Below are 12,860 nucleotides of genomic sequence, written 5' to 3'. Positions count from 1 at the left end.
AATGCTACGCATATCCGTAGCATTCCTCTTTTACATTATAGTTTGTTAATTACTGCGTGGATTGTTTCCTTAAGCTCTGCATCGTGATCTGCAAGATCTACAAGGTTCCCTAGACGTTCACGTAATACAGGACGCTCAATTACTAGCTTTTCATCAAGTACTTGTACCAGTAGCTCGATAATAAGTCGATCACGAACATTTAACGCTTCTTCTAAACGTTCTGGTGTAATTTTCGCATCAGTTTTTGCAGATTTTGCCATTTTAAAAACCCCTTTTATATTTTATATTCATGCACATCTATTTTAGCATACCACTAAATTATTTTGAAAACTTTCTTTCATTAAAATATACCAAAACTTTACAAAATAATAAGAAAAGATTTACGACAAATTGTTATATTTATATCATAATACACTACTACTCGACCATATGATGATGTATTTACAAAACCGATTGGAGGAATTGGATGAAGCAAAAAAATACGACTTATTTACAGCTCATTAAAGCTGTGCCAAAATCTCTACAGCTCTTTCTCAATGTTTGCCTTGTACTATTAGCACTGATTCTCTGCTTTTTATTATTTAAGGAGCTAATTGAATTTCTTAAAATATTACTATTCGCTAAGGAAGATGGTGATTATAAACTATTCCTTGCCAATATTCTTATTTTCTTTTTATATTTCGAATTCATCACAATGATCATTAAATACTTTAAGGAGGATTACCATTTTCCACTTCGATATTTTATCTATATAGGTATCACAGCAATGATTCGACTAATTATTGTGGAGCATGATCATCCTCTAAATACGTTAATTTATTCATTAATTATCCTCATACTAATCATAAGCTACTTTATTATTAATATAACGCCACTTGAAAGGCCAACACGTTCTTCCATTCTCATCAAAAATGATTAAAAGCCCTCACGCCCATTCTAAAATGCAGATATACATGTGGGCTTTTCAAACACATAGAAGAATTGCTGTAAAGCCTGTGAATACTGATTATCACTAATCTGTATTCGACTCAGCATAAATAGCTCTTGGACCGTTACTACGCCCATTACTAGTGATGAAAGCTCAGCTACATCTATCGTTACTTCAACATCATAGCTATCACTTTCTAGCATTTTAATTGTACCGTTAACAGCCTCAACAATAAGTTGCTGATTATTTTTTGCCAGTAACGAATCCATAACATTCAATTTAAAGGTCAAAGTGACACCGTTAAAATTGCGTGTTAGTAGCTCATCAAAAAAGCCCTTCACATTAATTATACGGTACATTAGACCAATTCCTGACACGGCACTTGCGTGATAGACACTTGGAATTAAATGATTTGTGCCATTTCTAACATCCTCTAAAAAGAAATGGACATTTTCTTCTTGTGTATTCCATTCGATTCGGTTTACTTGATCTGCTTGACTGTTTAAAAATGTACTAAGCTCTAGCAAAGCCTCCGGAGTTTCATAGATCCACTCCTTAATGACCAAATTATTTAGCATAAAATTACTATCGCTTTGTTTATTAAAAGAAAAGGCAATATAGCCCTGAACTGTACCTTCCTGTTCCATTGCAATCACATAGTTATCTGGATTATTAAAAATAAAAGATAGTTCCGATTGTGTTTTAAGAAACATCCCATGTTTTTTTGCTACTACCCTGTTGTAGCAATCTACAAGCTGTTGTTGATCTTCAACTGTCAAATATTTAAGGTGCTTTTTGGTTGGTCCTTTCGGGAAGCTTGAAGGCTCTACCAAGTATTGATAGATTTTCGGTCCATAGCCAAAACCCATTTTTTTATAAAAATCTGGTCTAAACGGATACAAGGCCACAAAATGAATATTTTTTTCTAAAAAGATATTAAAGAAATGTTGGATTAATTCTTTTGCAGCCTTCTCTTTTTTATGTAATAAATCAACTGCAACAAGTCCTACCCCACCAATTGGTAGCATTTTAGAAAACAGATTCATTTGAAAGTCATGTAGTCGCATACCACCAATGAGTTTGTCATTTTCCCAAAGTCCATAATAATGAAGAGATTCATCATTGCTCTGATTTTGCATAAAGAGCTTTTTCAGCTGTTCTTTTGTTGTTTGTGTTCCATTCAATTTTCCTGGATACGCTCCTACAACGATATTCACAAAGGCTACAAAATCTTGCTCTTTTAATAATTTCTCTACAACCCTCATCATGTCCCCTCCGTTTTCAAATTGTTGCATGTTGTTCACGAATTTTTCATATTAATTTTTATACCCCATAATAACATATATTACCACGACCAATTAATGAGTACTGAAAATGATTAAAGGAGGAAAATGTATGACTTTAATTGATTCATATATTCACGAAGTGACTAAAAGGCTACATAAAAATAAACGTGAGATAATCAAGGTTGAACTAAAGGCTACTATTGAGGATATGTTGCCAGAGCAATATACAGAATCTGAGGTGAAGGAAGTAATTAGGAAGCTTGGAAGCCCTTCAGAAGTTGCTGCACGCTATCAGGATACTCCCCACTTTTTAATTGGTCCAAAGAATTTTGAACAATATACAAGAACCATCAAGCTAATTATTCCTTGGGCAATTCTTATTACGATCATTGTTCAAATAATAGAGAAGATGGTTCTCTATTCTGGAGAAGAAGCACTTCTCACAACCATTATTACAGCATTTGTAGGGATGATTGTTGCAATTATTGCTGTGTTATTTCACGTTTTGTTTTGGGTTACGGTTATTTTTATCATTAAGGACCGTTCTGGGGCTGAAAAGCTTTCGATCCCTTTTCTGAGAGATACCAAGCCATGGTCACCTGATGATTTAATACAAATTAAAAAGATTCCCAAAGATAAAATCATTCCTATAAGTGATACGATTTTTAGCCTTTTAGGAATACTTATTTTTTCTTTTGTTTACTGGAATGCCTATCGTCTTTTAGGTATTTATACAACGAATGACAACGGCAGCTTGAAATTTGTTATGCCTATCTTTAATCAAAATACTTTACAATCGTTTGTTCCCATGGTCTTACTATGTATTATCCTAAGTCTAACTTTAACCTTATTAAAATGGCGTGCAGGACAGTGGACAATGCCTATCGCCATCACTAATGCACTACTTCAAAGTGTAGGAACAATTGTGTTTATTTTAATAGCGATACACCAAGATTTTATTCACAGCGCCTCTATACCTTATATTGCGGCTATTACAGAAACAACCTCAGCTAAAGTTGCCTTCACTATTGATAAAATCCTACTTGTCAGTATGGTTATTGCTGTTTTAGCAAATGTATTTGATATCTACCAAGGATTTAAAAAAGCTAAAATATAACGCCCTTCTACTTCATATACCTAGTAAACCATACATTCAAATCGCCAAAATACCTTTATTCTCTGATGTTTTGTATAATGATAAAGTTGAAAGTATTTTATATATGTGAAAAATAATCTGCACAATTCAATCAGAGTAAGGGGAAAGTACTATGACCATTCTTCTAGTAGATGACAATCAAGTCAATTTATTTGTCATTGAGAAAATACTAAAAAATGCAGGTTATGATAACTGTGTTTCTCTTTCATCTGCTTATGAGCTATTTGATTATTTACAATTAGATTCACCCAATCCGACAGGAAATTCAGTAGATTTAATTTTGTTAGATATTATGATGCCGGAAGTAGATGGTATTGAGGCCTGCAAACGCATTAAGCAAAATGAGAGATTGAAAGATATTCAAATCATTTTTGTTACAGCACTCGAGGATAAAAACAAACTGGCAGAAGCCCTAGACATTGGTGGTGTAGATTATATTACTAAACCAATTAATAAAACAGAGCTACTTGCCAGAATGCGTGTTGCCTTACGTTTAAAGGCAGAATTAGACTGGCACACACAGCATGAAAAGAAAATACAATATGAACTAGATTTAGCAACCCATGTACAAAGGAGTCTTCTTAGCCCACCGTTAAATGAGAAGGACATCCGTATTGAAGTTTCTTATTTACCATCCTCTAATTTGGCAGGAGATATGTATTATTGGTACAAAATAGACGATCATCGTTATGCCATAATATTATTGGATATGATGGGTCACGGTATATCTGCAGCGTTGGTTTGTATGTTCATCTCCTCTGTTCTAAGAGAGGCGGTTAAGCAATTGGTTGAACCTGAGCTTGTCATCCAAGAACTGAATCGTTATATGACGCTATTACAAGATGGGAAAGAGAATAATCTTTATTATTTTACAGCGATTTATTTAATCATTGATACAGAGCAAAAAACAGTCGAGTACATAAATGCTGGCCATCCTCCTGGATATGCACTAATCGATGAAAAAACATGTATTCCATTAGATCAGGGTAGCTGTGCAGTCGGGTTCTTTGATGAAATAAAAGTGAAAAAGCAATTTATCCAATATGAGCATGACATTCAAATTGTGTTATTTACAGACGGTGTGTTAGAGGCAATGGGACCCTGTGAATTAGAATCAGAAAAGCATTTGCAAACGCTAACATCCTCCAAGTGGGATTATTCGCAATGCCTAATCGATAACCTTTTGCCTAAGGATAAACAAGAGAATCAGCCTGATGACATGTGTGTTTTAATGATTCAAGCTAGCACTAATACTATATAAAAAAGCAGAGGCTATCCATTAAAGATAGCCTCTTACTCATTAATACATTTTTTGATAAATTCTTTCGTTTCCAGAAATCTCATTATACTTTGAAATAACCTCTTCAAATCGCAATGTTTCTTTATCCCCTAAGCATAAAAAACCTTTGTCACTTAGACTTTCATAAAATAATTGATGTACCTGGCTCTGGAGCTTAGGTGAAAAATAAATAAGAACATTTCTGCACAGAACAACATGAAATTCATTAAATGAATGATCTGTTACTAAATTATGTTGAGCAAAAATAATATTTTTCAATAATGTTGGATGAAAGTAAGCATATTGATAATCTGTTTGATAGTATTCTGAAAAAGCATGGGCACCTCCAGCAAGCATATAGTTTTTTGTATATGCCTGCATTTTATGAATTGGAAAGGCCCCCTTCTTAGCTTTTTCTAATACTTGCTCGTTCATATCTGTTGCATAAATTACAGATCTCTCTATTAGCCCCTCTTCTTGAAGCAAGATAGCCATTGAATATACTTCTTCACCTGTTGCACACCCTGCATGCCAAATACGGATTTCAGGATATTCTCGTAAAACAGGAATGACCGTTTCACGAAAGGCCTTAAAAAAGCTAGGGTTGCGGAACATCTCCGTTACATTTATCGAAAAATCATTTAATATCTGCTCTAAAAATTCTTTATCATGAATGACCTTTTCTTGTACACGTGAAATCGTTGGGATGTTATTTATCCCCATCCTATTGTAGATTCTGCGTGAAATGGATGAACGATTATATTGCCGAAAATCATAACCCGATAAACGATAAATAGCTTCTAGTAACAAATCAATTTCTAAATTTGTATGCTTATTTAATTGTATATTTTGCTCCAAAGGCTGAAATTGTTGTTCCATGTTCATTAACTCCCCTTAGAAACTAACCATACTCTTAAAACTGATATTAATTGATCTAAATTTAATGGCTTACTAATATAATCAGATGCACCTGCCTGCAATGATTTATCACGGTCATTTTTCATCGCTTTAGCAGTCAATGCAATGATTGGCAAATCGATACGTTTCATTTGCTGACGAATAATAGTCATCGCTTCATAGCCATCCATATTTGGCATCATTATATCCATCAGAACAAGATCGATATCTGGATTAGCCTGCAAGACCTCTAAACATTCTAGCCCATCTTTGGCAACTAGAATATGCATGCCTCTTTTTTCTAATGCCGTTTTCAACGCATAAATATTACGGTTATCATCATCAACTATTAAAATATTTTTCCCTTGAAACACCTCAACCTCATGTTGAAGGGCTTCTTCCATTGCTACTGGCTGCTCTTTGATTTGTTCCTCTTCCACCGTCGTCACAGCCACTTCGTTCATGGCAAGCTTTTGGCAATGCTCCTCTTCAATTCCATTTGGTAGACTCGGAATCGTTAACGTAAAGCTACTACCTTGTCCTTCAGTACTTTGTAATGTAATCCATCCACCAAGTAATTTTGCAAATTCCTTACAAATAGAAAGACCAAGACCCGTTCCACCATATTTTCGGACCGTAGCTCCATCTGCTTGTTGGAATGATTCAAAAATCAGCTGGTGTTTGTCTTTTGGAATACCTATTCCTGTATCTGAAACAGTAATTTCTAACCAATCCGTACTTATATCCTGCATATTGTTTGTTAGTTGTTGTGGTGTAAGCTGGTTAATGTCTAATGTGACAGATCCCTGCTCAGTAAATTTAAAGGCATTCGATAATAAATTCTTTAAGATTTGCTGGAATCTCTTCTCATCCGTATAGAATACATCCACTACATGATCCGCCTTTGAAATATGGAATGCTAAGTTTTTCTTCCTCGCAACTGGTGCAAAGGTATGTTCAATTTGTACAGGTACTTCGCTCATATTCACTTCATTAAAAATAATATCAAGCTTCCCGGCCTCCACTTTAGATAAATCTAATATGTCATTGATTAGAGCAAGCAAGTCCTCTCCTGAAGAATGAATAACTTTAGCAAACTCTGCTTCCTCGTCTGTTAGGTTGTGTTGGCTATTTTCTGCTAGCATTTCAGATAATATTAATATGCTGTTTAAAGGTGTTCTTAATTCATGTGACATATTCGCTAAAAATTCGGATTTGTAATTAGAGTTAAGGATAAGCTGCTCTGCACTTTCTTCTAATTCCTTCTTCGCTTTCTCTAGCTCTCTTGATTTGGACTCTGCCTCTTTCGTGCGTTCCTCAAGCTGCTCATTAATCATAGTCAGCTCTTCTGTCTGCATTTGTAATTCCTCTGATTGTGTTTGAAGCTCCTCTGATTGGACCTGTAATTCCTCTGTCATTGCTCTAGATTCATTCAATAAACGTACAATTTCCATACGCCCTAAAACACTATTAACTGTTAGTCCAAAGGTTTCAGTAACCTGTCTCACTAATTCTTGCTGTAACTTACTGAATTTAGCCATTGTTGCTATTTCAACAACCGCTATAACTTCATTTTCAAAAATGACAGGAATCAATAAAATATTTTGTGGTCTAATTTCACCTAATCCAGTTTTGATTAAACGATAGTCTCTCGGAATATTATCATAGAATAGCACTCTCTTTTCTAATGCACATTGACCGATTAACCCTTGTCCTATTTTGAAACTCTCCATACCAACACAATCATCCGTGTCAGCAAAAGCAGCCTTTTTCACAAACTGTACTTGGTTCTCTGTCACTTCCCGAACATAAAATGCGCCAAGGGATGCTTGGGTTTTCTGTGCTACTTCTGATAGGAAGGTCTCCGCTAATTTTGTAATTGCTGAAATACCTTGATAATTTGTCACGATTTCAGCTACATTGCTTTGTAGCCATTCCCTCTTTTCGACGGACTCTAAAAGCGTATTCGTTGCATTAGCAAGTTCATTCACTTCATCGTTTGTATTCACATGGATTCTTCTTGTAAAATCACCTTTTGTAGCTGCTATTTCTTGAATTGTTTGTGTTACTTCCGTAATCGTTTTTACAATTGAACGGGAAATGCCACTAGCGATAGCAATAGCTATTGTAGAAACTAAAATTAAGATCCCAAATAGAGCACTAGTTAATTTACTATTTTGCTTATCTAACTGACTTGCCTTTGCCTGTGTATAAGCATTTTCAGTGGCACGGAATGAATCGAATAATTTGCGCATTTTTTCCATATCCTGACGACCATTATCCACTTTAAAAAAATCATTTAATGCTTCTACATTATTATCCTTTTTATATTGAATAGTTGGTTCGCCTGACGTTGCAACCCAATGTTCAATTGTTTCCTCTATCTCTTTAAGTTTGTCCTGCTGAGCTGGTTTATCTTTCATTTGTTGATAGAGTTCATTAAAATCTATTTTCCAATTTTCAGCTGCATTATCATAGGGTTCCAGATAACTCTGCTTACCCGTAATGATGAAAGCCCGCTGACTTGATTCCATATCCAATATATATTTTTCAATTTCATTCGTTAAAGTTAGAACATTGGAATCGTACTTAATAATAAAATTTCTTTCCTTCTGCAAAGATGTAATTTGATTATTTAATATGACAACCGTCGCAAGTAGGCAAAGAATGATTACGATATAACCTAATGAAATCTTTGAGCGTATACCCAATTTTAATCTATTTAACATTTGGTTTTCCTACCTTTACCTTTCTTTTACTTTAGTATGATTACTAGTATACATGTAAAAATAACTCATTTTCTCCTATTTTAGATTCATCATAAAGAAATTTTGCTGATTTTGTATCAATAAGTCTCTGTATTTTTCATATACATTTTATATTGAACCATTTCTAATTAAGGAGAGAAAACATTTGGATATTATCGTAAGACCAGGAGATTCACTTTGGCATTTCAGTGAGGTATTTAAAATTCCTCTTCAACTCATTTTAGATTCTAATGAAAATATAAATCCCCAATTTTTAAGAGTTGGACAACGGGTTCGTATTCCTGGTTTTGTGACCAACAACTATCAAATTAAACAAGGAGACTCTTTTTGGCAGATTGCCCAGAGCCGAAACCTCCCCCTAGTCGCCCTATTGCTTGTTAATCCTGATCTCAATCCAAATCGATTACAAATCGGTCAAATGATTCGCATACCCCAACGTATCACATGGCGTTTAGTTGAAGGTAAGCAAACTTACACGTATACCCATATGATAAATGATCTCAGAAAGCTCCTTGATGCATATCCTTTTCTTCATAGCTCAAACATTGGCAGTTCCGTTTTAGGGAAGGAGCTACCTGAGCTATCAATTGGCCATGGTGCAAAACGTGTACACTATAATGGCTCCTTCCATGCAAACGAATGGATTACTACACCTATTATTCTAACATTTTTAAATGACTATTTGCTCGCCCTCACCAATCAAAGTAGTATTCGTGGAATTTCTCCATTTTCTCTTTATCAGCAAACATTCCTTTCTATCGTTCCTATGGTAAATCCTGATGGCGTTGATTTAGTAATACAAGGCCCACCAAATGATGAAGCATTAAGAAATCAACTAATTGAATGGAATAATGATAACGCTGATTTTTCTGGCTGGAAAGCAAATATTCATGGAATTGATTTGAATGACCAATTCCCTGCCAAATGGGAGCTTGAAAGTGCCCGTAATCCAAAAACACCAGGGCCAAGAGATTATGGTGGTGAAAGACCACTATCTGAACCTGAAGCCATTGCAATGGCTGATTTGACCAAGCAACGTGATTTTTCAAGAGTATTAGCCTTTCATACACAGGGACGTGTCATATATTGGGGTTTTGAAAATCTAGAGCCCCCAGAATCAGAGGTGCTTGTAAATGAATTTAGTAGAGTAAGTGGCTATGAGCCCGTTCAATCTGCTGGAAGCTATGCTGGTTATAAAGATTGGTTTATTCAAGATTGGCGTAGACCAGGCTTCACTGTTGAATTAGGAAGTGGTACAAATCCTTTACCAATCAGCCAGTTTGATGACATTTACGAGGAGTCTTTAGGGATTTTCCTTGCTGCATTGTATATGTAAAAAGAGTACTCGAACTCCATTCGCTATGAAATAGTCCTTTTGGGCTTTTCAGCGAATGGGTTTTTTTATTGAAAATCTCATCATCATTGTAAAAAAAGGGGAATAAATTACTTTGACAGACAGAGTAATGTTTGCTACTATTACTCTGACAGATAGAGCAATAAAAAAAGTAGGTGACTTATGGTTCGCAGTGATATTATCCGAGGACATTTGGATTCGATTATTTTACGGTTAATTTCAGAAAAAGACCGTTATGGCTACGAAATTTCTCAGGAAATAAGTCTCCGTACAAACAATCGGTTTCAAATCAAGGAAGCAACTTTGTATGCAGTTTTTCAACGTCTCGAAAAAAAAGAAATTATTGAAGCCTATTATGGAGATGTCTCACATGGAGGCAAAAGAAAGTATTACCGTATTACATCATTAGGTAAGGCCTATTTAAATGAGCTAGTGAATGAATGGTCGGAAGTAAAGGAAATAATCGATTTATTTATGGAGGGCTTAGAATGAAAAGAATAAAAAACCATATTGATGAGCTTTTTAAAGACATTCCTCGAACTAACGAAACGGAAATGGTTAAACAAGAAATCATTGAAAATCTTGAAGAAAAAGTATTTTATTTGATGGACCAAGGTAAAGAACAAGAGGATGCTATTAATAAAGCCATTGTAGAATTTGGAGATATCGAAGACTTAAAGCAAGAGTTAGGTGTTAAAGAACCAGCAAAGAAAAACATGGCTAAATTAAACTTAGAATTTTCAATTTGGGGTAGTGGCTTAATCATTGCATTTTTTATTTTTATTAATCTTTATTACACACCACATACTATTTGGGCAATCTATCCGATTTTCGCCATTCTTTGGTGGCCTTTATCGATGTACTTTGTGTGGTCTCGTAAGAAATGGGGTGAATAAACATGAGGAACTTTATTAACTTTTCTATAGCGGGGAGCTTGATGACAATGATTTTTTTAGGGGTTGTTAATTATACGACATCTCCTCAAACAATGTGGTTTGTATATCCATGCTTATTGCTACTGCTTTGGCCTATTACGTTATTCTTTATGGCTAAAAAATTGTATAAACAATACTCAATTGTTTGTAGTGCCTTAATTATTACATTTCTAATAGTTGAAAATTATATTTACGCACCAGATCATTTATGGTTTGTCTATGCGATTTATCCAATTATCTGGTGGCCAATCCTCATGTACTTAGATGAAAAGGCAAAAACGTTAAAAACAGCTCTAATTGGATGTGCTTCTACCATCATCTATTACTCTATATTGAATATGATTGTATCTCCTCAATATCCTTGGGCAATTTATCCTGCTTTTTTAGTGATATGGTGGCCTCTAGCTTTATATCACGCGCAACGAAAAACCTTTGTAGCATTCTCCGTTACAGCTACGATACTAATTAGTATCTTTTTCATTACAGTAAATGTTGTTTCTTCACCAAGCGTTATATGGGCGATTTACCCTATTTTTGTGACACTTTGGTGGCCTCTGAGTATGTATTTTTATGTGTATAAAAGAAAAATGTATCATGCTAGCTTTATGAAACGCATGTAAAGTAGGTATTGTATGAAAAGGATTAAAAAGTTCATTAAATATCTTGTCTTGATTATGACCTCCTTACTATTATTAGCACTTGTATTTCCAACATGGACATCATCTATAGAGGACATGAACAGCATTAGTACGCTAGAACAGGTAGAAATTAACGGCAGTGACCATGAAATTATGATACGGGGCCATAACAAAAATAATCCTGTCATCATCTTTGTCCATGGCGGACCAGGTTGCTCTGAAATACCCTACGCTAAAAAATATCAAGATTTATTGGAAACCGAATTTACAGTGGTAAATTATGATCAAAGGGCTAGTGGGAAGTCTTATCATTTTTTTGAGGACTACTCAAATCTTTCATCTGATTTGCTTGTGGAGGATTTACTAGCACTGACTGACTATATTGCTAATCATCTAAATAAAGAAAAAATTATCTTAATTGGTCATTCCTACGGTACCTATATTGCCACACAAGCAGCTGCTAAAGCTCCTGATAAATATGAGGCCTATGTAGGGATTGGTCAAATGAGTAATACCGTTGAAAGTGAGATGGACAGTTTACACTTTACGATCAAACAGGCTCAGCTTAAGAGTAACACAGAGGATGTTGCACATTTACAGAGGTTAATGGAGGAAATTAGTAGTGGTAAAACATTTACGCCTCGTCATTTAGTGAGCAAATACGGTGGAGCTACAAGACTTATTACTAACCCTGATGGAAATATGTTAGGGATGCTTTTTAGTACCGAATATAATTTGTTAGATATTATTCGCTATAGCAAGGGGATATCCCTATCGCAAGAAGTCTTAGTAAACGAAATCTTGCAGTCCCCACTTCCTGCGAAAGTCAATTCACTGACTCTTCCCTTCTATTTTGTAATGGGGGATTATGATTATCAAACATCATCGAATAGCGCTAAAAAGTACTTCGACCAAATTATCGCGAAGAAAAAGGAATTCATAGCATATGAACAATCTGCTCACTACCCCCAGTTCGAAGAAAAAGAGAGATTTTTCGAATGGATGCGTACGACTTTTAAAAAATAAATATTTCTTAAAGTAATTCTACACTTGGTAGCATTTATTTAATTACTATATAATTTAATTATTAAATATTTTAGCGGACGTGATTATATGCCAAAAAATCTAAACAATGTAGAAATTATTATGAAAGAAATGCTGGAAATACAGCAGAAGTCGAAAATGTTTGTAGATCTTTTATCTGAAGGAGAGGCGTTATCACAAAACCAATTAATATTACTCCTACAGCTAAAAATAAATAATGGGATGAAGGCAACAGAAATTGCTGAATTCTTTAGTGTAACACCCGGAGCTGTAACTTCCATGTGCGATAAACTGGAAAAACTCGAACTCATACAAAGAATTAGAGAAAATAATGATCGACGTGTGGTCAAAATGGCTTTAACCAATATTGGTGACATGAAGGTTCAAGAAATCTTTTTAAAGTTTTCTCAGGATAAACTCATAGACATGGCCAACATCTTACGCGAAGTAAACCAATTAATGAATAAAATTTTTTAGGATTTCAACAAATTGAAATCCTTTTTTTATTGTTTAATTTAAGCTGTGCTTTTGTTCTTGACAAATGGAAGTAGCATATAATTTAATTAATATATATT

The 12,860-nt window shown here is 34.7% G+C and carries 13 protein-coding genes; 9 read left to right on the top strand and 4 right to left on the bottom strand.

The window, feature by feature from the left end; genetic code table 11:
• Positions 1 to 35 precede the first annotated feature (35 nt).
• Positions 36 to 260 carry a hypothetical protein gene (locus VK91_RS20340; protein WP_016992248.1) on the bottom strand — a complete coding sequence of 75 codons (225 nt, stop codon included), beginning with the start codon at positions 258 to 260 and terminating at the stop codon, positions 36 to 38.
• Positions 261 to 466: 206 nt separating this feature from the next.
• Here VK91_RS20340 and psiE point away from each other — a divergent pair, with 206 nt between their 5' ends.
• Positions 467 to 919, top strand: coding sequence for a phosphate-starvation-inducible protein PsiE (psiE, locus tag VK91_RS20335; RefSeq protein ID WP_048395468.1), 453 nt, complete (start codon positions 467 to 469; stop codon positions 917 to 919).
• A gap of 17 nt (positions 920 to 936) precedes the next feature.
• Here psiE and eis read toward each other — a convergent pair whose 3' ends face one another.
• Positions 937 to 2,193 carry an enhanced intracellular survival protein Eis gene (eis, locus tag VK91_RS20330; RefSeq protein ID WP_048395467.1) on the bottom strand — a complete coding sequence of 419 codons (1,257 nt, stop codon included), beginning with the start codon at positions 2,191 to 2,193 and terminating at the stop codon, positions 937 to 939.
• Between the two features lie 130 nt (positions 2,194 to 2,323).
• Between eis and VK91_RS20325 the strand changes: the two genes are divergently transcribed.
• Together VK91_RS20325 and VK91_RS20320 are read left to right on the top strand one after the other, a co-directional pair.
• Positions 2,324 to 3,331 (top strand): hypothetical protein, encoded by a 1,008-nt coding sequence (locus VK91_RS20325; protein ID WP_048395465.1) that lies wholly within the window; start codon positions 2,324 to 2,326, stop codon positions 3,329 to 3,331.
• A 151-nt stretch (positions 3,332 to 3,482) separates the two neighbouring features.
• The gene (locus VK91_RS20320; RefSeq protein WP_048395464.1) at positions 3,483 to 4,631 is read left to right on the top strand and encodes a SpoIIE family protein phosphatase; all 1,149 of its coding nucleotides are present in this window, start codon (positions 3,483 to 3,485) and stop codon (positions 4,629 to 4,631) included.
• 39 nt (positions 4,632 to 4,670) lie between these two features.
• Here VK91_RS20320 and VK91_RS20315 read toward each other — a convergent pair whose 3' ends face one another.
• On the bottom strand, positions 4,671 to 5,528 hold the full coding sequence (locus tag VK91_RS20315; RefSeq protein ID WP_048395585.1) for a protein-glutamate O-methyltransferase CheR: 858 nt from the start codon (positions 5,526 to 5,528) through the stop codon (positions 4,671 to 4,673).
• A gap of 5 nt (positions 5,529 to 5,533) precedes the next feature.
• The gene (locus tag VK91_RS20310) at positions 5,534 to 8,275 is read right to left on the bottom strand and encodes an ATP-binding protein (RefSeq protein ID WP_048395463.1); all 2,742 of its coding nucleotides are present in this window, start codon (positions 8,273 to 8,275) and stop codon (positions 5,534 to 5,536) included.
• A gap of 184 nt (positions 8,276 to 8,459) precedes the next feature.
• On the opposite strand from VK91_RS20310, the gene VK91_RS20305 reads away from it, so the two are divergent.
• The 6 genes from VK91_RS20305 to VK91_RS20280 all read left to right on the top strand — a co-directional run bounded on the left by VK91_RS20305 (position 8,460) and on the right by VK91_RS20280 (position 12,762).
• Positions 8,460 to 9,650, top strand: coding sequence for a M14 family metallopeptidase (locus VK91_RS20305; protein WP_048395461.1), 1,191 nt, complete (start codon positions 8,460 to 8,462; stop codon positions 9,648 to 9,650).
• A 180-nt stretch (positions 9,651 to 9,830) separates the two neighbouring features.
• Positions 9,831 to 10,160, top strand: a complete 330-nt coding sequence (locus VK91_RS20300) for a PadR family transcriptional regulator (RefSeq protein ID WP_048395460.1) — start codon at positions 9,831 to 9,833, stop codon at positions 10,158 to 10,160.
• A complete protein-coding gene (locus tag VK91_RS20295; RefSeq protein ID WP_048395459.1) occupies positions 10,157 to 10,564 on the top strand; it encodes a permease prefix domain 1-containing protein in 408 nt (135 codons plus the stop codon). Before VK91_RS20300 ends, VK91_RS20295 begins: the two co-directional genes overlap by 4 nt.
• Positions 10,565 to 10,566: 2 nt before the next feature.
• Complete coding sequence (locus VK91_RS20290) at positions 10,567 to 11,223, top strand: hypothetical protein (protein WP_048395458.1); 657 nt, start codon at positions 10,567 to 10,569, stop codon at positions 11,221 to 11,223.
• Between the two features lie 12 nt (positions 11,224 to 11,235).
• Positions 11,236 to 12,267, top strand: a complete 1,032-nt coding sequence (locus tag VK91_RS20285; protein ID WP_048395456.1) for an alpha/beta hydrolase — start codon at positions 11,236 to 11,238, stop codon at positions 12,265 to 12,267.
• Between the two features lie 87 nt (positions 12,268 to 12,354).
• The gene (locus VK91_RS20280) at positions 12,355 to 12,762 is read left to right on the top strand and encodes a MarR family transcriptional regulator (protein WP_048395455.1); all 408 of its coding nucleotides are present in this window, start codon (positions 12,355 to 12,357) and stop codon (positions 12,760 to 12,762) included.
• Positions 12,763 to 12,860: the final 98 nt, after the last annotated feature.

This window comes from Lysinibacillus sp. LK3, from assembly GCF_001043675.1.
GTDB lineage: Bacteria > Bacillota > Bacilli > Bacillales_A > Planococcaceae > Lysinibacillus > Lysinibacillus capsici.
The sequence above is the reverse complement of the archived record's forward strand: the minus strand, read 5'-3'. Positions and strand labels throughout refer to the sequence as shown.